Source organism: Burkholderia cepacia (genome assembly GCF_029962485.1).
Lineage (GTDB): Bacteria > Pseudomonadota > Gammaproteobacteria > Burkholderiales > Burkholderiaceae > Burkholderia.
Window position 1 is genome coordinate 154,542 of the sequence record NZ_CP073638.1, and the last position, 24,073, is coordinate 178,614.

General features: G+C 67.6%; 19 protein-coding genes. 10 read left to right on the plus strand and 9 right to left on the minus strand.

Annotation, left to right across the window (positions count from 1 at the left end):
* Positions 1 to 323: 323 nt before the first annotated feature.
* Complete coding sequence (gene ggt / locus KEC55_RS17255) at positions 324 to 2,075, plus strand: gamma-glutamyltransferase (protein ID WP_282508992.1); 1,752 nt, start codon at positions 324 to 326, stop codon at positions 2,073 to 2,075.
* A gap of 185 nt (positions 2,076 to 2,260) precedes the next feature.
* Positions 2,261 to 3,589, plus strand: a complete 1,329-nt coding sequence (locus KEC55_RS17260; protein ID WP_282508993.1) for a dicarboxylate/amino acid:cation symporter — start codon at positions 2,261 to 2,263, stop codon at positions 3,587 to 3,589.
* A gap of 2 nt (positions 3,590 to 3,591) precedes the next feature.
* Here the strand turns inward: KEC55_RS17260 and KEC55_RS17265 are convergent, their stop codons facing one another.
* Both KEC55_RS17265 and KEC55_RS17270 read right to left on the minus strand, forming a co-directional pair.
* A complete protein-coding gene (locus tag KEC55_RS17265) occupies positions 3,592 to 3,981 on the minus strand; it encodes a DUF3331 domain-containing protein (RefSeq protein ID WP_176050207.1) in 390 nt (129 codons plus the stop codon).
* Between the two features lie 44 nt (positions 3,982 to 4,025).
* Positions 4,026 to 5,318: an NAD(P)/FAD-dependent oxidoreductase gene (locus tag KEC55_RS17270; protein WP_282508994.1), complete on the minus strand. Its 1,293-nt coding sequence runs from the start codon at positions 5,316 to 5,318 to the stop codon at positions 4,026 to 4,028.
* A gap of 148 nt (positions 5,319 to 5,466) precedes the next feature.
* Here KEC55_RS17270 and KEC55_RS17275 point away from each other — a divergent pair, with 148 nt between their 5' ends.
* Positions 5,467 to 6,120: a TetR/AcrR family transcriptional regulator gene (locus KEC55_RS17275; protein ID WP_282508995.1), complete on the plus strand. Its 654-nt coding sequence runs from the start codon at positions 5,467 to 5,469 to the stop codon at positions 6,118 to 6,120.
* Positions 6,121 to 6,145: 25 nt separating this feature from the next.
* Here KEC55_RS17275 and KEC55_RS17280 read toward each other — a convergent pair whose 3' ends face one another.
* Entirely contained in the window at positions 6,146 to 7,057 is a 912-nt protein-coding gene (locus tag KEC55_RS17280; RefSeq protein ID WP_282508996.1) for a LysR family transcriptional regulator, read from the minus strand.
* A 108-nt stretch (positions 7,058 to 7,165) separates the two neighbouring features.
* Between KEC55_RS17280 and KEC55_RS17285 the strand changes: the two genes are divergently transcribed.
* The gene (locus KEC55_RS17285; protein WP_282508997.1) at positions 7,166 to 7,927 is read left to right on the plus strand and encodes an SDR family NAD(P)-dependent oxidoreductase; all 762 of its coding nucleotides are present in this window, start codon (positions 7,166 to 7,168) and stop codon (positions 7,925 to 7,927) included.
* Positions 7,928 to 7,963: 36 nt separating this feature from the next.
* Here the strand turns inward: KEC55_RS17285 and soxR are convergent, their stop codons facing one another.
* Positions 7,964 to 8,443: a redox-sensitive transcriptional activator SoxR gene (gene soxR / locus KEC55_RS17290; protein ID WP_282508998.1), complete on the minus strand. Its 480-nt coding sequence runs from the start codon at positions 8,441 to 8,443 to the stop codon at positions 7,964 to 7,966.
* 80 nt (positions 8,444 to 8,523) lie between these two features.
* Here soxR and KEC55_RS17295 point away from each other — a divergent pair, with 80 nt between their 5' ends.
* From KEC55_RS17295 to KEC55_RS17305, 3 genes are read left to right on the plus strand one after another with little or no spacing between them, the layout of a single operon-like run.
* Positions 8,524 to 9,720: an efflux RND transporter periplasmic adaptor subunit gene (locus tag KEC55_RS17295; protein ID WP_282508999.1), complete on the plus strand. Its 1,197-nt coding sequence runs from the start codon at positions 8,524 to 8,526 to the stop codon at positions 9,718 to 9,720.
* A gap of 13 nt (positions 9,721 to 9,733) precedes the next feature.
* Positions 9,734 to 12,907, plus strand: coding sequence for an efflux RND transporter permease subunit (locus tag KEC55_RS17300; RefSeq protein WP_282509000.1), 3,174 nt, complete (start codon positions 9,734 to 9,736; stop codon positions 12,905 to 12,907).
* Entirely contained in the window at positions 12,904 to 14,415 is a 1,512-nt protein-coding gene (locus tag KEC55_RS17305) for an efflux transporter outer membrane subunit (RefSeq protein ID WP_282509001.1), read from the plus strand. Before KEC55_RS17300 ends, KEC55_RS17305 begins: the two co-directional genes overlap by 4 nt.
* A 56-nt stretch (positions 14,416 to 14,471) precedes the next feature.
* On the opposite strand, the gene aceE is transcribed toward KEC55_RS17305, so the two are convergent.
* Complete coding sequence (gene aceE / locus KEC55_RS17310; protein ID WP_282509002.1) at positions 14,472 to 17,156, minus strand: pyruvate dehydrogenase (acetyl-transferring), homodimeric type; 2,685 nt, start codon at positions 17,154 to 17,156, stop codon at positions 14,472 to 14,474.
* A gap of 178 nt (positions 17,157 to 17,334) precedes the next feature.
* On the opposite strand from aceE, the gene KEC55_RS17315 reads away from it, so the two are divergent.
* Entirely contained in the window at positions 17,335 to 17,790 is a 456-nt protein-coding gene (locus tag KEC55_RS17315; RefSeq protein WP_282509003.1) for a MarR family winged helix-turn-helix transcriptional regulator, read from the plus strand.
* Between the two features lie 18 nt (positions 17,791 to 17,808).
* Here the strand turns inward: KEC55_RS17315 and KEC55_RS17320 are convergent, their stop codons facing one another.
* Positions 17,809 to 18,921, minus strand: coding sequence for a transketolase-like TK C-terminal-containing protein (locus tag KEC55_RS17320; protein WP_282509004.1), 1,113 nt, complete (start codon positions 18,919 to 18,921; stop codon positions 17,809 to 17,811).
* Between the two features lie 105 nt (positions 18,922 to 19,026).
* On the opposite strand from KEC55_RS17320, the gene KEC55_RS17325 reads away from it, so the two are divergent.
* Both KEC55_RS17325 and KEC55_RS17330 read left to right on the plus strand, forming a co-directional pair.
* Positions 19,027 to 19,674: a glutathione S-transferase family protein gene (locus tag KEC55_RS17325; protein ID WP_282511495.1), complete on the plus strand. Its 648-nt coding sequence runs from the start codon at positions 19,027 to 19,029 to the stop codon at positions 19,672 to 19,674.
* 202 nt (positions 19,675 to 19,876) lie between these two features.
* On the plus strand, positions 19,877 to 21,394 hold the full coding sequence (locus KEC55_RS17330) for a purine-cytosine permease family protein (RefSeq protein WP_282509005.1): 1,518 nt from the start codon (positions 19,877 to 19,879) through the stop codon (positions 21,392 to 21,394).
* A gap of 102 nt (positions 21,395 to 21,496) precedes the next feature.
* Here KEC55_RS17330 and KEC55_RS17335 read toward each other — a convergent pair whose 3' ends face one another.
* From KEC55_RS17335 to KEC55_RS17345, 3 genes are all read right to left on the minus strand, one after another.
* A complete protein-coding gene (locus KEC55_RS17335) occupies positions 21,497 to 22,252 on the minus strand; it encodes a glucose 1-dehydrogenase (protein WP_282509006.1) in 756 nt (251 codons plus the stop codon).
* Between the two features lie 41 nt (positions 22,253 to 22,293).
* Positions 22,294 to 22,830: a VOC family protein gene (locus KEC55_RS17340; protein ID WP_282509007.1), complete on the minus strand. Its 537-nt coding sequence runs from the start codon at positions 22,828 to 22,830 to the stop codon at positions 22,294 to 22,296.
* A gap of 228 nt (positions 22,831 to 23,058) precedes the next feature.
* Complete coding sequence (locus KEC55_RS17345; RefSeq protein WP_282509008.1) at positions 23,059 to 23,952, minus strand: LysR family transcriptional regulator; 894 nt, start codon at positions 23,950 to 23,952, stop codon at positions 23,059 to 23,061.
* Positions 23,953 to 24,073: the final 121 nt, after the last annotated feature.

The following is a 24,073-nucleotide window of genomic DNA, read 5'->3' on the forward strand; positions in this document are numbered from 1 at the left end:
CTCGGCCTGCCGGCGACTCCACGCATGTTAGCCGATTGACGTACGGCGGGCCGTGCAAGTCCCGGTATTAGAGGGACGCATCGCTCTGACACTTGCTTTGTCGATCTATGTAATAAAACAAACATATGCCAATCAACATCTCGGTAGGCATCCGCTTTAAGTTCAGTGATAACCCTAGGTTTTGGTGCAAAAAAGCGAGTGCTATGATCGCGGCCTTGCTGGAATGTATTGTTTATTACATGTCTGGATGGGCAGCGTCGGCACGCGATCGCAGGCCCGCACATCCCGGCACGGCCCGGTTTACTTGTCTGGAGGATTCCGTCATGAGGCGGCTCGCAGTACTCACCCTGTTGTCGGCCATGAGCGTGAGCGCGTTCGCTGCGTCCGCCCCCGCGGTCGAAGCGAAGAACGGCATGGTCGTGTCGTCGCAGCACTTTGCGTCGCAAATCGGCGTCGACATCCTCAAGGAAGGCGGCAACGCGGTCGATGCGGCGGTGGCGGTCGGTTATGCGCAGGCCGTGACCAACTCGTGCTGCGGCAACATCGGCGGCGGCGGTTTCATGACCGTCCACCTGGCCGACGGCCGCGACCGCTTCATCAATTTCCGCGAGACCGCGCCGGCCGCGGCGTCCGCGAACATGTATCTCGATGCGGCAGGGAACGTCATTCCGGACGAAAGCCTGTACGGCTATCGCGCGGTCGGCGTGCCGGGCACGGTGGCCGGCCTCGATCTCGCGCAGCGCAAGTACGGGAAGCTGACGCGCAAGCAGGTGATGGCGCCGGCGATCCAGCTGGCGCGCGACGGCTTCGTGCTGACGCGCGGCGACACGGACATCCTCGACACGACGGTCGAGCGCTTCAAGAAGGACCCGGAAGCCGCCCGCATCTTCCTGCGGCCGGATGGCACGCCGCTGCAGCCGGGCGACCGCCTGGTGCAGAAGGACCTGGCCCGTACGCTCGAGCGCATCGCGGAGCAGGGGCCCGACGCGTTCTATCACGGCGAGATCCCGAAGATCGTCGAAGCGGCGGCCAAGCGCGGCGGCGGCGTGATCACGGCCGCCGATTTCGCGTCCTACCGCGCGCAGGACATTGCGCCGCTGACGTGCACGTATCGCGGCTACGAGTTCGTGTCGGCCCCGCCGCCGAGCTCGGGCGGCGTGACGATGTGCGAGACGCTGAACATCCTCGAAGGGTATGACCTGCGCAAGCTCGGCTACCAGTCGGCGTCGGTGGTGCACTACATGACCGAGGCGATGCGGCACGCATACGAAGACCGCAACACGCTGCTGGGCGATCCGAACTTCATCGACAATCCGGTCGCGAAGCTGACCAGCAAGCAATATGCAGCGGAGATCCGCAAGCACATCAGCGGTGAAATGGCGACTGCATCGGTCGACGTGCAGCCGGGTGTCGGCGTGCACGAGAAACCGGAAACGACGCACTATTCGATCATCGACCGCGACGGCAATGCGGTGTCGACGACCTATACGGTCAACGGCCGCTTCGGTGCCGTGGTGATCGCGCCGGGCACGGGGTTCTTCCTGAACGACGAGATGGACGACTTCACCGTGAAGGTCGGTGCGCAGAACCTGTTCGGTCTCGTGCAGGGCACGCGCAACTCGATCGCGCCGGGCAAGCGTCCGCTGTCGTCGATGGCGCCGACCATCGTGAAGAAGGACGGCAAGGTGTTCATGGTGGTCGGTTCGCCGGGCGGGTCGCGCATCATCACGATCACGCTGCAGACCGTGTTGAACGTGATCGACTACGGGATGACGCCGCAGGATGCGGTCGACGCGCCGCGCGTCCATCATCAGTGGCTGCCCGACGAGGTCTACTACGAGACCCGCGGCCTGTCGCCCGACACGCTCTCGATCCTGCGCAACATGGGCTACAAGATGGTCGAGCAGACGCCCTGGGGCGCGGCCGAGCTGATCATGGTCGGCCTGCCGGGCACTGAAGCGGCGAGCCGCCAGAGTTCCGGCAACGATTCGTCGGTGTCCGGTAACGTGCGCGTCGGCTACATCTACGGCGTCAACGACCCGCGCCGTCCGGCCGGCTCGGCGATCGGCTACTGACCTGATCGTTTCATGCTGAACCGCTGCCGCCGGTGTTCGCGTTCCCGCGAATGCCGCAGCGGCGGCAGCACGTCCGTTCACGGACATCCGCGAGCCTGACCGGCTCGCCCCGCGCGCTCCCTGGCACGGCACGGGGCGCGCGCCTTTTCATCCGTCAACTCCTTCACCGTGCGGCGAATCCCGTCATGAACAAACGAATGTCCGCGGCAGGCTGGATCCTGCTCGCGATGGCGGCCGGCATCCTCGTCGGCTACCTGATCTACACGCAGTTTCCGGACAAGCAGTCGGCCGCGGAAATTGCCGGCTACATCTCGCTCGTGTCCGACGTGTTCCTGCGGCTGATCAAGATGGTGATCGGCCCGCTGGTGTTCTCGACGCTCGTCGTCGGCATTGCGCACATGGGCGATGCGTCGTCGGTCGGGCGCGTGTTCGTGAAGGCGCTCGGCTGGTTCGTCACCGCGTCGCTGATCTCGCTGCTGCTCGGGCTGCTGATGGCGAACCTGCTGCGGCCGGGCGAGAATCTCGGCTTGCCGCTGCCGGACATCGGCGCGTCCGCGCATCTCGCGACGTCCAAGTTCACGCTGAAGGACTTCGTCGGCCACATGGTGCCGAAGTCGTTCGCCGAGGCGATGGCGAACAACGAAATCCTGCAGATCGTCGTGTTCTCGATGTTCTTCGGCGTCGCGCTGTCGGCGCTCGGCGAGCGCGGCAAGATCCTCGTCGCCGCGATCGACCAGCTCGCGCACGTGATGCTGAAGATCACCGGCTACGTGATGAAGCTCGCGCCGCTGGCGGTGATGGCCGCGATGGCGTCGACCGTCGCGATCAACGGGCTGTCGATCCTGCTGAAGTTCGCGGTATTCATGGGCGACTTCTACGTGAGCCTCGTGCTGCTGTGGACCACGCTCGTCGCCGCCGGGCTGCTGTTCCTCGGCCGCCGCGTGTTCAGGTTGCTCGTGCTGATCAAGGAAGCGTTCATGCTGTCGTTCGCGACCGCGAGCTCGGAAGCCGCGTACCCGAAGATCCTCGACGCGCTCGACCGTTTCGGTGTGCGCCGCAAGATCTCGAGCTTCGTGATGCCGATGGGTTATTCGTTCAACCTCGACGGCTCGATGATGTACTGCACGTTCGCGTCGCTGTTCATCGCGCAGGCCTACAACATCCACCTGTCGCTGGGCACGCAGGTCACGATGCTGCTGATCCTGATGCTGACGTCGAAGGGGATGGCCGGCGTCCCGCGCGCATCACTCGTCGTGATCGCGGCGACGCTGCATCAGTTCAACATCCCGGAAGCCGGGCTGCTGCTGATTCTCGGTGTCGACACGTTCCTCGACATGGGCCGCTCCGCCACGAACGCGGTGGGCAACTCGATCGCCAGCGCGGTGGTCGCGAAATGGGAAGGCGAGCTGATGTCGGAATCCGAAGCGCTGGCGCATGCCGCGCATCTCGATGCCGAACTGGAACGGCAGAACCGCGATCCGGCCTATGTCGCCGGTCAGACCACGTCGACCTGACGTCAGGCCGCCAGGGCCTCGTCGATGCACGCCGCGAGCACCATCGCGGCGGCGTTGCCCGGCGTCGAACCGAGCAATTGCGGCGCATAGACGCTGTCGCCGGCCGCGATCGGCCGCCCCGACAGCGCACAGACGCCGCGCTTGCGCGCGGTGAACAGTCGCCACTTCTGGTAGCCGTAATGCCCGGTGCACGCATCGCACCACGAAATCATCACGGTGTCGGCCGTGGGCCGTTCGAGCACGTTGATGGTCGGCTTGCTCGACGCGTCCCACGACGGCAAGCGGTCGCGCGTGACGGTGCGCCGCCGCGGGACGCCCCATGAAACGGACGGCATGTCGAAGCTGCCGATCGCGGCAACGGTCATGAGCCAGGGCGCTGCAGGGTTGTTCATGTCTGCTTTCCTCGAAACGTTACGCGGTGCCGCAACGCGCGGCATCACGACAGGCGGATGCGCGGCTGCACCCAGCCGTTGATCCGTTCGGCGATCCACAGCAAGGTCGCCTTGGAGAAACCGTGCAGCGCCTGCTGGTGCCGCCGGTAGAGCATCAGGTGGCTGAACTGCGCGAAACGCCCCTGGATGAAGCCGCCGCGAAAGAACCCGAATTGCCCGAGCGTGCCGAACGCGTCGTAGTCGCTGATCGACACGAGCGCGCCGAAATCGTGGAACGCGAACGGCGGAATCGGCGTGCCGTCGAGCCACGCGGGCAGGTGCTTCGCGAGATGTTCGGCCTGCTGCGTCGCCACCTGCGCGGTGGGCGGCAGCGGCCGTTCCTGGCCGTCGGGCAGCAGGCTCGCGCAATCGCCGATCGCGAACACGTGCTCGTCGCCCGTTGCCTGCAGCGTGGGGCCGACGACGACCTGGTTCGCGCGGTTCGTGTCGAGCCCGCCGAGCGCCTGCATGAAATCGGGCGCCTTCACGCCAGCGGCCCAGACCATCAGGTCCGCTTCGGCAAACGAACCGTCGCCGTAGTGGAAACCGTTGGCGTCGGCCGACGTGACGCGCGTCGACGTCAGCACGTGAAAGCCGATCTGTTCGAGGCGCCGCTGCGCCGACGCGGAAATCCTCGGCGGAAACGCGTTCAGGATGCGCGGGCCGCTTTCGAGCAGCGTGAGCTGCAGCCGCTCGCGCACCGTTTCGTCGCCATAGGCCTGTGCGACTTCCAGCAGGCGGCTCAGCTCCGCCGCAAGCTCCACGCCCGTCGCGCCCGCGCCGACGATCGCGACGCGGAACGGCTCGTCGCGCGCGATGCTGCGGAACACGCGCATCCGCAACGCTTCGTTGAAGGTCTCGGCCTGTTGCTGGCTGTCGATGAAGTAGCAGTGCTCGCGCACGCCCGGCACGCCGAAATCGTTGGCCTGGCTGCCGAGCGCGAGGATCAGCACGTCGTATTCGAGCTCACGCGCCTCGATCACCACCTCGCCGTCCTGCGAGCGGATCTCGCCGAGCTGCACGCGGCGGCGTGCACGATCGAGCCCCTTCAGTTCGCCAGGCTGGTACGTGTAGCCGTGGTCGCGGGCATGAGCGAGGAAGATCACCTGCTGCTGCTGGACGTCGCGCGTTCCGGCCGCGATCGTGTGCAGCATCGGCTTCCAGATGTGGGTCGGACTGCGGTCGACGATGGTGACCTGCGCCCGCCCGGACCGGCCGAGACGCTCGCCCAGCCGGGTCGCGAGCTGCAATCCGGCGATCCCGCCGCCGACGATGACGATGCGTGTAGGGGTTGTCATGGATAAATCATCACGTGATGAATAAGGTATGATCGTAGCGCTTCCCGGCTCCGCGTGTCAACGGAGCAGGGCGAGCGATCCAACTCCGGGGACATGAATCCGGGGCCCGAACACGGGCATTCGAACCATTCAAGGGGAGCAGGAAAACGTGGCTGAAGTCACTGAGCGCGTGCCGTCGAAGCGGCGTACGCGCGGGCGGCCGCTGGCGGATGCGTCCGTCGGTCCGGACGTGATATTGCGGGCCGCGCGCCGCACCTTCGCGAAGCGTGGCTACGACGCGACGAGCGTGCGCGAGGTCGCGCGCGAGTTGGGCATCGACGCGGCGCTGATCGCCCATCATTTCGGCACGAAGGAAACGTTGTGGCTGGCTGTCGTCGAGCAGATCGTCGAGCTGGCCGAGCCGCTGTTCGATGCGCTGCGTACGTTGCGCATGTCGTCGCTGCCGCATCGCGACCGGGTGCGGCGCGCATTGGAGCTATGCGTCGATCACGAGTTCGCGGAGCCGGACATCGGCATGTTCTTCTCGACCGCTGCGACCGAGGAGGGCGGGCGGCTCGATCGGCTGCAGGAGCGGATCGTGCGTCCGTATCACGATGCGATGTTTCCGCTGCTGACGGAGGCGGTCGACGCGGGAGCGATCCGCCCGGTCGATCCTGACGTGCTGTTCTTCATGATCGCGAGCGCGATCGGCACGACCGTGTCGTACAGCCACATGATGCTGGAGTACACGTCGCTGCCGACCCGGCCGGAGGCGTTCCGGCAGGCCGTGCTCGCAGTCGTGTACAACATGATCGGCGACTGAGCGCCGCCGCGCGCAACGCGCGCGGTCACATCGCGGCAACCAGCCCCAGTTCGCCGACCGCGTTTCGCGCGGTTTCGCGCAGCGCATCGACGAGCGGCGACGGCGTGCGGTAAGCGATCGCCAGCTCGTACGCAAGCGGGCTGCCCGCATCTTTCAGTTCGCAGAACGTAATGCCGTGCGGCTGCATCGGCACGAACAGGCGCGGCATCAGCGCGACGCCGATGCCGCCCGCGACGAGCCCGGCCGTCGTCTGCATCTGGCGCGGCTGCTGGACCACGCGCGGCGCGAACCCGGCCCGCGCGCACGCGGTCACGATCAGCGCGTGCATGCCGGGCCCATGGTGCGCCGCAAACATGACCCACGGTTCGTCCGCCAGCTCGGCGAGCGCGATGCGCTTGCGGTGCGCGAGCCGATGACCGTCGGGCAGCGCGGCGACCATCCGGTCGCGCAGCAGCGGTTCGACGCGCACGTCGCCGGCATCGGCCACCGGCAGCACGACCAGGCCGACGTCCGTACGGTCCTGGCGCAGCGCGAGCACCTGTTCGGCGGTCGTTCCTTCTTCGAGCTGGAAATCGACGTCCGGATACCGTTCCTGGAATGCGCGCAGGATCAGCGGCAGCAGCGCGTTGACCGTGCTGTCGACGAACCGGAGCCGCAGCGTGCCGCCGAGGCCGGCGCCTGCGCGGCGGGCCATGGCTACCGCGCGCTCGGCCTGTTCGAGCGCACGCCGCGCTTCGAGCAGGAACGCTTCGCCGGCCGGCGTGAGTCGCGAGCCGCGGTTGTCGCGTTCGAGCAGCGCCACGCCCAGATCGTCCTCCAGCTTGCGGATCGCCGCGCTGAGTGGCGGCTGCGCCATGTGCAGCCGCTCGGCCGCGCGCCGGAAGCTCAGCGTCTCGGCCACCGCGATGAATTGCCTGAACTGGCGTAGATCGATCATGCGATACCTTCCATGTATCAGTTGATCATCGAATTCGTATTTTACCTATCACCTGGCGCTGCCCAGAATGGCCTTGTCATCAACCGTCGACAGTCAGGAGGGCAGGTCATGGCGGGCAATGAACAGCAGCGAACGGCAATCGTCACGGGCGGGTCGAGCGGGATCGGCTTCGCGATCGCAAGCCGGCTGGTGGAGGACGGGTATCGCGTTGCGATCGTCGGGCGCGACGTTGCGCGGCTGGAGGCGGCTGTTACGCGTCTCGGCGGCGCGGCGATCGGGCAGGCCGGCGATTTGAGCGTGCGGCGCGAGGCGGAAGCGGCGGTCGCCGCGATCATCGCGCGGTGGCCGCGCATCGACGTGCTGGTCAACAACGCGGGGCTGACCGGCCGCGTCGGTGCGGATACCGGGGCGGACGAGGCCGAGGACGTGTGGGGCACCCTGCTCGACGCGAACCTGAAAAGCCTGTTCCTGACGACGATGGCCGTGTTGCCGCACCTGGCCGGCCGTGCCGCGCGGATCGTCAACATCGGCTCGATCGCGGCGCGCGCCGGCAGCCTGCTGCCGGGCGGGCTGGCGTATGCGGCCGCGAAGGCTGGCGTCGAAGGGTTCACCGTTGCGTTGGCGCGCGAACTCGGGCCGCGCGGTGCGACGGTCAATACGGTCGCGCCAGGTTATATCGCCGACACACGCTTCTTCGGCGACGGCGGCGTTGCGCCGGCCATCGCCGCGACGATCCGCGAGCAGACGCCGGCCGGCCGCGCCGGGCATCCGGATGACATCGCGGACGCGGTTGCGTGGCTCGCCGGGCCGCGCGCGTCGTTCGTCACGGGCGCGACGATCGCGGTGAACGGCGGCTGGCGCGTCGGGTGACGCACACCGCGCCGGCGGCGGGCATGCGTGCGTCCGTCATTCGACATCCATCGGCGGCTTGTCGCCGAGCCAGCGCCGCGCGCCGGGCCCGTTGCGGCCCGCGCGATCTTCCGGGTTGGTCAGCTTGCAGCGCTTGAGCGACAGGCAGCCGCAGCCGATGCATTCGTCGAGGTTGATGTAGAGCCGCTGCAACTCCTCGATCCGGCTCGCGACGCGCTGTTTCCAGCCGCGCGACAGCCGCTGCCAGTCCTTGTTGCTCGGCGCGGTGTCCTCGGGGAGGCTGACGAGCTGTTCTGCGATTTCGTCGAGCGAATAGCCGATCTTCTGCGCGAACACGATGAACGCGATCAGCCGCAGCACCGCGCGCGAGTAGTGACGATGGCTTGAGCCGTTCCGATGCGACTTGATGAGCCCGCGCGTCTCGTAGAACCGCAGCGTCGATGCCGGCACGCCGCTGCGCGCGGCCACTTCGCGGATCGACATCAGCGGCCATTTCGGTTCTTCCGGGGTACCCATGACGTTCTCCGGGGAAAGCTTGACTTAAAGTTAACTTCAACTTTTATGCTACGCGGCAGTTTAACCCGTCGCGAGGCATCATGCTCTCCTTATCCCTACGCAGGACGTCGCCTTTGGGCGCCGCCTGTGCATTGTTGCTGGCGTTGTCGGGCTGTCACGACGGCAAAGACGCATCGTCGGCCCAGCCTCTTCCCGAAGTCGGCGTCGCCACGGTCGCGCCGCGCACGGTCCGCCTCGCGGACGAGTTCAACGGACGCGTCGAAGCCGTCGACGCGGTCGAATTGCGGCCGCGCGTGAGTGGCTATCTGCAGCGCCTGGCCTACAAGGAGGGCGACCTCGTCGCGCAGGGTGCGCTGCTGTTCGAGATCGACCCGCGTCCGTACCGGATCGCGCTCGACCGCGCCAACGCGCAGCAGCAGCGGGCCCGAGCGGCCGCGAGCCTCGCCCAGGTGCAACTCAAGCGCGTGCAGACGCTGATCGATGCGCATGCGACGTCGCAGGAAGAACTCGACAATGCGCGCGCCACGGCCGAGCAGGCGCGCGCGGACCTGCAGGCGGCCGACGCGGCCGTCGCCGATGCGAAGCTCAATCTCGGCTTCACCGAGGTGCGCGCGCCGATCGCCGGGCGCGTCGGCCGCGCGGTCGCGACCGTCGGCAACCTCGCGCGTGCGGACGACACGCTGCTGACGACTGTCGTGTCGCAGGACCCCGTCTACGTGTACTTCGATTGCGACGAGCAGAGCTACCTGCGCTACAACGCGCGCCGTGCCGATCCGAAGCATCGCGCGATCGGCGCCGATCCCGTGCGCGTGGGCCTCGCGAACGAGACGGGCTTCCCGCACGCGGGCACCGTCGATTTCCTCGACAACCGGCTCGACCCGCAAACCGGCACGATCCGCGCGCGTGTGCGGCTGCCGAATGCGGACCATACGTTCACGCCGGGGCTCTATGCGCGCGTGCGGCTCGTCAGCGGCCGCGACCAGGATGCGCTGCTCGTCGACGACAAGGCCGTGCTGACCGACCAGGACCGCAAGTACGTGTACGTGATCGGCCCGGGCGACAAGGCGCTGCGCCGCGACGTGACGGTCGGCCGCGAGCTGGAAGGCGAGCGGATCGTCGAGAAGGGGCTGCAGGCGGGCGACCGCGTGGTCGTCGACGGCGTGCAGCGGATCTACTATCCGGGCGCGCAGGTGAAGCCGAAAGCGCTGCCCGCGCGTGCCGATGCCGGTAACGCCACGCAGGCCGTGGCCGACGCCGGCACGCCGGCCGCGCAGTGACGGGAGCGATACGATGGATTTCTCCCGATTCTTCATCGACCGGCCGATCTTCGCGGTCGTGCTGTCGATCGTCATTTTCGCGATCGGCCTGATCTCGATTCCGATGCTGCCGGCCGGCGAATACCCGGAAGTCGTGCCGCCGAGCGTCGTCGTGCGTGCGACGTACCCGGGCGCGAACCCGAAGGAAATCGCCGAATCGGTCGCCGAACCGCTGGAAGAGGCGATCAACGGCGTCGAAGGCATCATGTACATGAAGTCGGTTGCGGGGTCGGACGGCAGCCTGCAGGTCGTCGTCACGTTCCTGCAGGGGGTCGACCCCGACACGGCCGCCGTGCGCGTGCAGAACCGCGTGAGCCAGGCGCTGTCGCGCCTGCCCGACGAGGTGCGTCAGTACGGCGTGACCACGCAGAAGCAGTCGCCGACGCCGCTGATGTACGTGAGCCTCTATTCGCCGGACAACAGCCGCGATTCCCTGTACCTGCGCAACTACCTGACGCTGCACGTGAAGGACGAGCTGTCGCGGCTCACCGGCATCGGCGACGTCGGCGTGTACGGCTCCGGCGACTACGCGATGCGGCTGTGGCTCGATCCCAACCGGCTCGCGTCGCGCGGGCTGACCGCAAGCGACGTGATCGCGGCCGTGCGCGAGCAGAACGTGCAGGTGTCGGCCGGCCAGCTCGGCGCCGAACCGTCGCCGAAGAAAAACGACTTCCTCGTGTCGATCAACGTGCGCGGCCGCCTGCGCACGGTGCAGGAATTCAGCGACATCGTGCTGCGCAACGGCGACGACGGCCAGGTCGTGAAGCTGTCCGACGTCGCGCGCATCGAGCTCGGCGCGGGCGACTACACGCTGCGCTCGTATTTCAACGACAAGCATTCGGCCGTGGTCGGCATCTTCCTGTCGCCGGGTGCGAACGCGCTCGACGTCGCGAAGGCCGTGTATGCGAAGCTCGACGAGCTGTCGAAGCGGTTCCCGCCCGGCGTCGCGTACCGCCCGGTGTGGGACCCGACGGTGTTCGTGCGCGAGTCGATCCGCGCGGTGCAGCACACGCTGATCGAGGCCGTCGTGCTGGTCGTGCTCGTCGTGATCCTGTTCCTGCAGACGTGGCGCGCATCGATCATTCCGCTCGTCGCGGTGCCGGTGTCGGTGGTCGGCACGTTCGCGTTTCTCCATCTGCTCGGCTATTCGATCAACACGCTGACGCTGTTCGGGCTCGTGCTCGCGATCGGGATCGTCGTCGACGATGCGATCGTCGTCGTCGAGAACGTCGAGCGCAACATCGCACAGGGACTGAGCCCGCGCGATGCCGCGCACCAGGCGATGCGCGAGGTGTCGGGGCCGATCGTCGCGATCGCGCTCGTGCTGTGCGCGGTGTTCGTGCCGATGGCGTTCATGTCGGGCGTCACGGGCCAGTTCTACCGGCAGTTCGCGGTGACGATCGCGATCTCGACGGTGATCTCCGCGATCAACTCGCTGACGCTCTCGCCCGCGCTCGCGGCGAAGCTGCTGCGCCCGCACGGCGCGCCGAAGGATGCGCTCACGCGTGCGCTCGATCGCGCATTCGGCTGGCTGTTCCATCCGTTCAACCGCTTCTTCGAGCGCAGTTCGGATCGCTATCACGGCGTCGTCGGTCGCACGCTGAAGCGTCGCGGCGTGGTGTTCGCCGTCTATGCGGTGCTGCTCGCGGCGACCGCGCTGCTGTTCAATGCGGTGCCGGGCGGCTTCATCCCCGTGCAGGACAAGCTGTACCTGTTCGCGGGTGCGAAGCTGCCGGAAGGCGCGTCGCTTGCGCGCACCAGCGCGGTGACCGAGCAGATGACGAAGATCGCGCTCGGCACCGACGGCGTCGAGATGGTGCCGGCGTTCGCGGGGCTGAATGCGCTGCAGGGCGTGAACACGCCGAACATCACGAACTCGTACGTGATCCTGAAGCCGTTCGACCAGCGTCATCGCAGCGCCGCGCAGATCAATGCGGACCTGAACGCACGCTTTGCGGCGATCAACGGCGGCATTACCTACGCGCTGATGCCGCCGCCGATCCAGGGCCTCGGCAACGGTTCGGGCTACTCGCTGTACCTGGAGGATCGCGGTGCGCTCGGCTACGGCGAATTGCAGAAGGCGCTGACGACGTTCCAGGCCGCGGTCGCGAAGACGCCGGGGATGAGCTATCCCGTCAGCTCGTACCAGGCCAACATCCCGCAGCTCGAGGTGAAGGTCGACCGGCTGAAGGCGAAGGCGCAGGGTGTCGCGTTGACCGACCTGTTCAACACGCTGCAGGTGTATCTCGGCTCGATGTACGTGAACGACTTCAACATCTTCGGCCGTGTGTATCGCGTGATGGCGCAAGCGGATGCCGGCCACCGGCAGACGGCCGCCGATATCGCGAACCTGCGCACGCGCAACGCGAAGGGCGAGATGGTGCCGATCGGTTCGATGGTGACGGTGGAGCCTGCGTACGGACCCGACCCGGTCGTTCGCTACAACGGCTATCCTGCCGCCGACCTGATCGGCGATGCCGATCCGAAGGTGATGTCGTCGTCGCAGGCGATCGCGAAGCTCCAGCAGATCGCGAAGGAGGTGCTGCCGCCCGGCATCACGCTCGAATGGACCGACCTCAGCTACCAGCAGGTCACGCAGAGCAACGCGGCGATCGTCGTGTTCCCGCTGGCGGTGATGCTCGTGTTCCTCGTGCTCGCATCGCTGTACGAGAGCTGGACGCTGCCGCTCGCGGTGATCCTGATCGTGCCCGTGTGCATGTGCGCGGCGCTGTTCGGCGTATGGCTGTCCGGCGGCGACAACAACGTGTTCGTGCAGGTCGGTCTCGTCGTGCTGATGGGGCTTGCGTGCAAGAACGCGATCCTGATCGTCGAATTCGCACGCGAACTCGAAATCCAGGGCAAGGGCGTGATCGAAGCGGCGCTCGAAGCGTGCAAGCTGCGGCTGCGCCCGATCGTGATGACGTCGGTCGCGTTCATCGCGGGCTCGGTGCCGCTCCTGATCGGCAGCGGCGCCGGTAGCGAAGTGCGTGCCGCCACCGGCGTGACCGTATTCGCGGGGATGCTCGGCGTCACCCTGTTCGGGCTGTTCCTGACACCCGTGTTCTATGTGGCGATCCGCAAGCTCGCGGGCGGCACGCCGGCCGTCTGGAGCGAACAGCACGGCACCCTCGAAGGAGAAAACCGATGAGCGCCGCTTTCCGTCTTTCCGCGCTCGCGATGTCGGTGACGCTTGCCGCGTGCGCGGTCGGCCCCGATTTCAAGCGGCCCGATACGGCCACGGCCGAGCGGTTCGCGCGCGACGCGCATCCGGCCGCGCAGCGTGACGCGTCGCCGGCCGATACGTTGCCCGACGCGTCGGCGGCTGCCGATGCCACGTTCTGGCGTGGCTTCGGCGATCCGGCGTTGACGCAGTTGATCGACGCGGCGCTCGCGGCGAACCAGGACCTGCAGGTGGCCGTGTCGCGCTACGACGCGTCGAATGCATTGCTGTCACAGGCGACCTTCGACCGCTTTCCGACCATCACCGCGAGCGGCCAGATCGGCCATCAGTTGATGAGCAAGGACCAGGCGTTCGGCGCGCCGCGCAGCCAGCGCGACACGCCGACGTCCAGCGTCGGGATCAATGCCGCATGGGAACTCGACCTGTTCGGCCGCGTTCGTCGTTCGATCGAATCCCAGCGCGCGGAAACGGCGGCGAGCGCGGCCGACGTGCGCGCGGTGCGCGTCGCGATCGCCGGCGAGGTGGCGAGCACGTATGTCGATCTGCGCGGCTCGCAGGAGCGGTTGCGGATCGCGCGCGAGAACGCCGACAACCAGAAGCAGACGCTTGCGCTGATCAATGCGCGCGTCGGCGCGGGGCGAGGGTCCGAGCTCGATGCGGCGCGGGCGCGGGCGCAGTACGAATCGACGACGTCGCGGATCGCCGTGTATGAAGCGGCGATCGGCGTCGACGAGCATCGGCTCGCGGTGCTGACCGGGCAGACGCCGGATGCGCTGATCGGCCGCTTCGATTGGCCGAAGACCGGCACGGTGGCGGGCACGCCGGTGCCGCTGCCGGCGCTGGCCGCAGACATCGATCCCGGCACGCCGGGCGACCTGCTGCGCCGGCGTCCCGATGTCGCGGCCGCCGAGGCAAGGCTGCACGCGGCGACCGCGCGCGTCGGCGTCGCGACGGCCGACCTGTTTCCGCGCTTCACGCTGTCGGGCCTGCTCGGCAGCGCGACGAGCAGCTACGGGTTCTTCCGCGCGGGCAGCGACACGAACCTGATCGCGCTCGGCATCGACTGGTCGTTCCTCGACGTCGGCCGCGTGCGTGCGCGGATTGCCGCGAGCGACGCGGAAGCGGCCGGCCAGCTCGCGCAGTACCGGCAGACCGTGCTCGGCGCGCTGGAGGAAACGGAGAACGCGCTGCTGCGTGTCGCACGCACGCGTGACGAGACCGCGCACCTCGTGCGCGCGGCGGACGACAGCGCGCGCGCCGCGCAGCTCGCGCAGACACGTTTCTCGGCCGGTGCGATCGACTACTACGAAGTGCTCGACGCGCAGCGGACGCTGCTGCAGGCGCAGGACGCGGCGGCCGACGGGCGGACACGCAGCGCGGTGTCGACGGTCGCGCTGTACAAGGCGCTTGCGGGCGGTTGGCCGTCGGGCGCGGAGCAGGGCGCGCAAGCCCCGCTCGCGCAGTCGAAGCCGTAGCGCGAGCAGCGCCGCGCGGCAGGCCGGTGGGATCGTGTCTGTCGCGCGCCGCATGATCACACGGTAGCCGGATCGACCTTGTCGATGTCGATGCCGTAACGCCGGATGGCCTCGCCGACGCGTGCACGCTCGATCGCACCATCGTCGGCGAGCGCCTTCAACGCGGCGATCACGATGAAGTGCCGGTCGACCTCGAAGAAGGTGCGCAGTGCCTCGCGCGTATCCGAGCGGCCGAAGCCGTCGGTGCCGAGCGACACGAAGCGCCGGCCGTCGACGAACGCGCGGATCTGGTCGCCGACGATCTTCATGTAGTCGGTCGCGACGACGACAGGCCCCGTGCGGCCGTCGAGGCATTGCTGCACATAGGGCACGCGCGGTGCCTGATCGGGATGCAGCAGGTTCCAGCGTTCGGCGGCCAGCCCGTCGCGGCGCAGCTCGGTCAGGCTCGTTGCGCTCCATACGTCGCTCGACACGCCGAAGTCCTGGGCGAGCAGGTCGCTGGCGGCGATCACTTCGCGCAGGATCGCGCCGCTGCCCATCAGTTGCACGCGCGGCACGTCGGCCGCGTGCGACGTGCCTTCGCGCAGCAGGTAGAGACCCTTGAGAATGCCGGCCTCCGCGCCGTCGGGCAGCGCCGGATGCGGATAGTTCTCGTTGAGCAGCGTGATGTAGTAATAGACGTCCTCCTGTTCCGCGAACATCCGCCGCAATCCGTCGCGCACGATCACCGCGAGTTCGTACGCATAGGTCGGGTCGTACGACACGCAGTTCGGAATCACCGACGACAGCACCTGGCTGTGCCCGTCGTTGTGCTGCAGCCCTTCGCCCATCAGCGTCGTGCGGCCCGACGTCGCGCCGAGCAGGAAGCCACGCGTGCGTGCGTCGCCGGCTGCCCACGCGAGATCGCCGACCCGCTGCAGCCCGAACATCGAATAGAAGATGTAGAACGGGATCGCCGCCAGACCGTGGTTGCTATACGCGGTACCGGCCGCGATCCACGATGCGATCGCGCCCGATTCGTTGATCCCTTCCTGCAGGATCTGCCCGTCCTTCGCTTCCTTGTAGTAGCTGAGCTGGCCTGCGTCCTGCGGCGTATAGAGCTGGCCGAGATGCGAGTGGATGCCGATCTGGCGGAACAGGCCCTCCATGCCGAACGTACGCGATTCGTCCGGCACGATCGGCACGACGAGCTTGCCGAGCTGCGGATCCTTCAGCAGCGTGCCGAGGATGCGCACGAACGCCATCGTCGTCGACAGCCCGCGCTCGCCACTGTCCTTCAACTGCGCGTTGAACGCGGCGAGCGGCGGTACGGGCAGCGCAGCCACGGTGCTGAAGCGGGCCGGCACGTGGCCGCCCAGCGCCGCGCGGCGTTCAGCGAAATAGCGCGCTTCGGCGCTGCCCGGCTCGGGCTTCAGATAGGGCAGTTCGTCGAGCTGCGCGTCGCTGACCGGCAGCGCGAACCGGTCGCGGAACGCGCGCACGGCGTCCGCGCTCATCTTCTTCAGCTGGTGGTTCACGTTCTGGCCTTCGCCGGCTTCGCCCATCCCGAAGCCCTTGACGGTTTTCGCGAGCACGACGGTCGGGCGACCGTCCGCGCGCATCGCCTGTGCATACGCCGCATGGACCTTCTCCGGATCGTGACCGCCGCGCGCCAGTTTCCAGATGTCGTCGTCGGACAGGTCGGCGACGAGTTCGAGCAGCTCGGGATACTTGCCGAAGAAATGCTCGCGCACGTACGCGCCGCTTTGCGACTTGAAGGTCTGGTAATCGCCGTCGACGCATTCCATCATGCGCTGGCGCAGCAGGCCCGTCGTGTCGCGTTCGAGCAGGCGATCCCAGCCGCTGCCCCAGATCACCTTGACGACGTTCCAGCCGGCCGCGCGGAACGTGCCCTCGAGTTCCTGGATGACCTTTCCGTTGCCGCGCACGGGGCCGTCGAGCCGCTGCAGGTTGCAGTTGACGACGAAGATCAGGTTGTCGAGCCGTTCGCGCCCGGCGAGCGAGATCGCGGCGAGCGATTCGGGCTGGTCCATTTCGCCGTCGCCGAGAAACGCCCACACCTTGCGGCCCTGATGGGCTTTCAGCCCGCGGTATTCGAGGTAGCGCATGAAGCGCGCCTGATAGGCGGCCGTGAGCGGCCCGAGCCCCATCGACACGGTCGGGAATTGCCAGAAATCCGGCATCAGGCGCGGATGCGGATACGACGACAGCCCGTCGCGGCCCGCTTCGCGGCCGGTCTCGCGGCGGAAGTTGTCGAGCTGTGCGTCCGTGATGCGGCCTTCCAGATACGCGCGGCCATAGATGCCGGGCGCCGAATGGCCCTGGATGTAGACCATGTCGCCGTCGAACGTGTCGGTGCGGCCGCGAAAGAAGTGGTCGAAGCCGACGTCGTACAGCACGGCCGCCGACTGGTAGGTTGCGATGTGGCCGCCGACGTTCGAATGCCGGCCGGCACGCAGCACCATCACCATCGCGTTCCAGCGGATCATCGCGTTCAGGCGGCGTTCGAGCGCGAGATCGCCCGGGTAGGCCGGTTGCCGCTCACGCGGCACCGTGTTCACGTAGGCGGTCGTCACGCGGCCGTGCAGGTCGCCGTGGCGGGCCGCGTCGAGATCGGCGAGCTGGTCGAGCAGGTAGTGCGCGCGCGGACGGCCTTCGAGCGCGATCACGGATTCGAGCGCATCGAGCCATTCGCGGGTTTCCTGCGGGTCGATGTCGGGTAACGCGAGAGGTGCGGTCATGCAGTGTCTCCAGAAGCATCAGGCTGCGCGGGGCGACGGTCGTGGCGACGCGTCGCGCGACGGAACACCCGCCGATCAGCGGGCAATGAAATGGTTGCAATTGCAATCGTATCGACGGCCATTGTTGTCGAGGTAAAATTTAATTGCAACTGCAATTCAACGAAAGGAACGACCTGACATGAGCGCACCCGAACCCGATCTGTGGTTCTCGTTCGTCCGCGCGCACCGGACGATGATTCGCGAGATCGAACGCCGCCTCGCGGCGGCAGGCCTTCCCGCCTATGCGTGGTACGACGCGTTGTGGGGGCTCGAAAGCGGGCCCGACGGCACGCGCCGCATGCACGAACTGGCCGATGTGCTCGCGATCGAGCGCTACAACCTGACGCGGCTCGTCGACCGGCTCGAACAGGAAGGGCTCGTCACGCGCGCGCGGTCGGCCGACGACGGACGCGCCGCGTTTGCGAGCATCACCGACAAGGGGCGCACGCTGCGCAAGAAGATGTGGAAGGTGTACCAGTCGACGGTCGCGGAACTCTTTCTCGACCAGTTCACCGGCAAGGAGCAGGCGGCGATGGCCGCCGCGCTCGACCGCGCGACGGCCATGGCGCGCGACGCGACCGCCGACGCGAAGTAACGGCAGCCGGCGCGCGCATCAGCCGCGCGCATAACGGTGCATCGCCTGCGCGGCCCAGTCGGCCGGCACGCAGCCGTCGTCGGCCAGCAGGCGGAGCGCGACTGCGGCAATCCACCGTGGATCCGGCGTGCGCGTGTCGGGGCCGGCCGAATCCGCGCCGATCGCGCTGAAGCGGGCAGGGATGAACGCGCCGATCTGTGCGGCGACGTGCCGCGCGTACCCGGTCACCGCGAGCACCGGCGCGTCGCCTTCGCCGAGGCATGCACGGATGTGCGCGATGCGCGGTTCATCTTGTGGATGCAGCAGGTTCCAGCGGTCGGCGGCGCGACCGTCGCGCGCGAGCTGCGTGTAGCTCGGGCAGCTCCAGATCGTCGAATCGATTCGCCATTCGTCGTGCAGCAGGTCGGCCGCTTCCATCACCTGCGCGAGCGTGCTGCCCGCGCCGCACAGCCGGATGCGCGCAGCCGCGCCGGCCGCCGTGCGCCGGCCGGCCCGCACCATGCCGTTGAACGCATCGCGGGCGGCCGAGGCCGACAGCGGCTTCGCATAGGGCACGCAGTCGTCATGGCCCGCGAGGTAGAAAAAGCCCGGCTGGCCGGCGACGTAAAGCGTGCGCAGCGCGTGGCGCAGGATCGCGATCGCTTCGTGTCCCGATGCCGGGTCATACGGCGTGCACGCTGGGTTCGCGGCCAGCCAGTGCGGGACGTCGGGCGTCACGCCTTTCGGCCAGGACGACGCGGCCGTTTCCGCATCGTTCACGAAGATCCCGCGATCGACGGTCTCGATCGATGCCAGCCGCAGCCGGTCGATCGCACGCGCGTGCAGCAGGTACAGCAGCGGTCGCTCGAAAGGTTTGCCCGGATCGAGAAACCGCAGCGGCCATGCGCTGATGTGGCGATGTGCGCGCGTGTCGGCGAACGATTCGCGCGCATCGGCGCGGACGATCCACACGCGCTTCGACGTCGCCGCATCGCGTTCGAGGCAATCGGCGGCCGCACGCATCGCGCCGAGCGGGGATATCGCGCGGCCCTGCGGAGCGAGCCGCCGCGTCGTCAGCCGTTCGAGGCACGCCGCCGCGGCGCGGCGGGTGTCGGGTGTCCGCATCGGCGGACCGGGTCGCGCAGTCTGCATGTCCCTCCTTCGAGTACTGGCATGTCGCCGGCGCCATCGGTTCCGGCATAGGATTGCAATTGCAACGATTGTAGTTGCAACGATAACCCGATGACAAGGACCGACATGACCTCGACGCACTCCCTCACGTTCCATACGGCCGACACGCCGAACGGGCACAAGATCGCGATCTACCTGGAAGAGGCCGGGCTCGCGCACGACCTCGTGCACGTGAACCTGTCCGCGGGCGAACAGCGCAGCCCGGCGTTCCTCGCGATCAACCCGAACGGCAAGATCCCGGCCATCGTCGATCACGACACCGGGCTGGCCGTGTTCGAATCCGGCGCAATCCTCGGTTATCTCGCCGCGAAGACGGGATACCTGCATCCGGAAACGCTGGCCGAGCGCACGGCGGTCCAGCAATGGCTGCACTTCCAGATCGGCGGGATCGGGCCGATGCTCGGCCAGCTCTGGTGGTTCCTGCATGCATCGAAGACGGTCAATGCGGAAGCGATCGACCGCTATCGGAAGGAGGCCACGCGTCTCTACGGGGTCGTGAACAGCCGATTGTCAGCATCGGCGTATCTCGCATCGTCGCGGTATTCGATCGCCGACATCGCGGCATTTCCGTGGCTGCGCACGGCGGCGGAGCTCGATCTCGACCTTGCCGGCTTCCCGCATGTCGAGCGCTGGCTCGCCGACATCGCCGCGCGGCCGGCCGTTCAGCGCGGCCTGATCGCCTGCCGCACGCCGGCGGCAGCGGCGGCGCACTGACGTCGCATCGCCCGCGCCGCACGCGCGGCGCGGAATCCGGCCGGTTGCCCGCCCGGAAACATTGTTCTCCATCGTCGTAAACGTCTTGAATGCGTGATATTTGCGCCGCGCGATCCGGTTTAGAGTGGCCGCGAATCGATGACGATGTGTCGTATGGCCGCAGCCCCGGGCCGTACAGGCGCACCAGAGGAGTTGGAGACAAATGGGTGAAGGCAGGATTACGCAGGTTGAATCGTTTGGTTTCGAGCGCATTCCCGATGCATCGCGCTACGCGCGGCCGATCGATCTGTTCCGGTTGCTGTTCGGCGGCTGCAATACGTTTTCCACATCGGTGCTCGGCAGCTTTCCCGTGCTGGTCGGGCTGTCGTTCAAGGCGGGCGTCTGCGCGATCGTGCTCGGCGTGCTCGCCGGCACGTGCATTCTCGCGCCGATGAGCCTGTTCGGCCCGCGCAACGGGACGAGCGACCCCGTCTCGTCCGGCGCGCATTTCGGCATCCACGGCCGGATCGTCGGCTCGTTTCTCGCGCTGCTCACGTCGATCGCGTTCTTCTCGCTCGCCGTGTGGAGTTCCGGCGATGCGCTCGTCGGCGGCGCGCACAACATGGTCGGCGTGCCCGTCAACGGCTTCACGCTCGGCGCAGCCTACATGGTATTCGCGGTGCTCGTGCTGATCGTCTGCATCTACGGCTTCCGCTTCATGCTGTGGGTCAACAAGATCGCAGTGTGGGCCGCGAGCGTGCTCTTTGTCGCGGGCCTGTTCGCATTCGCCGGCCCGTTCGACATGAATTACGCGGGCACGCTGCAACTGGGCAGCGCGGGCTTCTGGGCCGCGTTCGTCGGCGCCGTGCTGGTTGCGTTGAGCAACCCGGTGTCGTTCGCATCGACGCTCGGCGACTGGGCGCGCTACATTCCGCAGCACACGCCGAAGCACCGCGTGATGGGCGCCGTGTTCGCCGCGCAGGTCGCGACGTTCGTGCCGTTTTTCTTCGGCCTTGCGACCGCGACGATCATTGCGTCGAAGGCGCCCGCGTTCATCGCATCGAACGACTACGTCGGCGGGCTGCTCGCGATTTCGCCGCGCTGGTTCCTGCTGCCGATGTGCCTGATCGCGATCATCGGCGGGATGTCGACCGGCACGACCGCGCTGTACGGTACCGGTCTCGACGTGTCGAGCATGTTCCCGCGCGTCCTGAACCGCGTGAGGGCGACGCTGCTGATCGGCACGATCGCGATCGCGTTCATCTTCGTCGGGCGCTTCTGGTTCAACCTCGTCGAAAGTGTTGCCACGTTCTCGACGCTGATCGATACGTTCAGCTGCCCGTGGATGGCGATCATGGTGATCGGCTACGTGACGCGCCGCGGCTACTATCTCGCCGACGACCTGCAGGTGTTCAACCGCGGGCTGCACGGCGGCCACTACTGGTTCACGCACGGCTGGAACGTGCGCGCGATGGGCGCATGGCTGCCGGCCGCGTTCATCGGGCTCGCGTTCGTGAACCTGCCGGGCCAGTTCATCGGGCCGCTCGGCCACCTCGCGGGCGGGCTCGACCTGAGCGTGCCGGTGTCGCTGGTGGTGGGCGGGATGCTGTACTTCGCGCTGCTGAACTTGTATCCGGAGCCGGACGGCGTGTACGGGCCGCACGGGCGCCGCTTCGTGCGCGGCGGCAAGCAGGGCGCGCGCGGTGTCGGTGCGCCGGCGATCCAGCCGAAGGGGTATTGAGCGGCGCGTGGCCATTTTTCCCGCGTCCCGAAACGACAACGCCGCCGTGCGGGTCAAGCCGCCGGCGGCGTTGTCGTTTCCGTTTCCGGCCGACGCGGTCGATCAGTGGAACGTGCTGCCCGCGAGCATCCCACCGTCGACGATGAATTCCGACCCCGTGCAATACGCGGATTCGTCGGATGCCAGGAACAGCACGAGGCTGGCCACTTCGTCGGGTTTGCCGATGCGTGCGATCGGCAGGCCGCTGTAGATCGACGACGGATCGAAATCCGCGAACTCGGGCGGGCGCGCCATCACCGTATCGATGCCGCCCGGATGCACCGAGTTCACGCGAATGCCGTAGCGGCCGAATTCGAGCGCGGCGGCCTTCGTCATCCCGCGCACGGCGAACTTGCTCGACACGTACGCACTGCCGCCCGCGACGCCTTCCATCCCGGCCGTCGACGACACGTTGACGATCGAGCCGCCGCCGGCTTCCTTCAGCGCGGCAACCGCCGATTTCATGCCGAGCCAGCAGCCGACCTGGTTCACGTCGATCACCTTGCGATAGTCGTCGAGCGAACACGATTCGATCGGCACGAGCTTCAGGATCGCTGCGTTGTTCACGAGGACGTCGAGCCGGCCGAACTGCGCGAGCGTTGCCTGAACGGCAGCCTGCCAGTCGGCTTCGCTGGTGACGTCGAGATGCTGGAATCGCGCGGCGTCGCCGAGTTCGGCCGCGACGCGCCGGCCGGCGTCGTCCAGCACGTCGGCGATCACCACGCGTGCGCCTTCGGCGACGAACCGGCGTGCTTCCGCTTCGCCCTGGCCGCGGGCACCGCCCGTGATCAGCGCCACCTTGCCTTCGAGTCGTTTCATCCTGCTTGCTCCTGTGAGTGAGGGGGGACGCGCGGGCCTGCTTACGCGGAGGCGGCCGCGGCGTCGATGATGCGAACCGGATCGGTGCCGTCCCAGGTGTGTGCTTCGGCGATGCCGTGCACGATCATGTCGCGCATGCCCGCACCTTCGATCACTTCGACGCGCGCGCCGGGATCGTCGGCGTCGTCGAGATACGCGACGCGCGTGGCCGGGTTGCTCGCTTCGAACACGACGCGCAGGCCGCGCGCGGTGAGTTGCGCGACCGCCGCATCGAGATCGTCGACGATCCACGCGACGTGGTGCAGGCCGGCGAGCGGCTGCCCGTGCGCGTCGCGGTACGGCGACGGCGTGTCGTTCGTGACGTGGATCAGTTCGATCTGCAGATCGCCGCGATACGCGATGCCGACGTCCATCGTGACCGTCACCGGTTCGCCGAGATACCGGCCGTCGAGGCGGACGTTGCGGAATACGGTCCACGGGCCGATGTCGTGGCGGGCACGCCAGCGCGCGATGCTGCGTTCGAGGTCGGCGACCACATAGCCGATCTGTTCGATGGGGCCGAGGACTGGGTCGTTCATGTCGTCTCCGTGGCGGACGCACGTGTGCGTGCCGCGCGATGAATGACGGTCATGATCGCAACAAAGCGCGCGCTTCGTGCCATCCGAATGGACTAGCCGCGACGTGCGTCTACCGCGCGATGAGTCGCGGAGGATGGGCGAAGCGCATCGGGAGCACGGTGTCGTCGAGACGCCGGCTCACGTGGAGACGGGCGAGGAGCGGAGCGGGCCGGTGCGCGCGGCCGCGCGTCACTGCGCCGTGAGCACTTCGCGCACGCAGTCGACGAATTGCGCGGCGGCCGGCGTCAGCGAACTGCCGCGGCGCTGGATCGCGCACATCTGCAGCACGGGCATCGGGTCGTCGAGTTCGACGCGCCGGATGCCCATCCGCTTGAACACCTCGTTCGCGAGCGGTTCGACGAAGAAGGCGACGTGATCCATCTGTGCGACCAGCGCGAGCGCGGTCGAGATCGAATCGCCGTGCACGACGCGCGCCGGCACCGGCAACCCGAACGAGCCGAACAGCCGTTTGGTGGCAGACATCGGATCGTTGCCGTCGCCGGGCAGCGCCCATTCGGAATCGAGGAAATCGCGCACCCTGCGCCGGTTGCGCAACGGGTGCTTGTCGCGCACACCGAGCACGAGCCGCACGGGCGCGAGCGGTTCGCTGACGAAATCGTCGGTGAGCGCCTCCGGATCGACATGCATGATCGCAAAGTCGGTCTGCGCGTCGCGCAGCCGCGCGAGCGTGCCGGGCGGGCCCGATTCGGTCACGTGCACCGTCACGCCGGGGCGTCGCTCGCGCAGCAGCCGGTAAGCCGGCACGAATACGGTCTGTGCGAACGACGTGGTGACCGCGATACGGATGTGCCCCAGGTTGCCGTCGCGCAACTGCACGATCTCGTCGCGGGCGCGTTGCATGTCGTCGAGCAGCAGGCGCGCACGCGGCAACAGCGCGGCGCCGTATTCGGTGAGCACGATGCCCTTGACGCTGCGCTCGACGAGCGGGGCGCCGATCTCGCGTTCCAGCTCGCGGATGATCTTCGTGACGGCGGGCGCCGACACGCCGAGCTGGCGCGCCGCGCCGCGGATGCTCATCTGCGTGGCCACGGCCACGAACGCGTGCAACTGGTTCGGCTTCACGGGGCGCTCCGGGGTGTAAACCAAATGGCAACGAGTGTAATGGATTGTTGTCTTTTCGGGTAACACGCAGCCGCCTAGAATGCGGTCGCATATAACCAGTGCGAAACCGCACGAAGAAGGA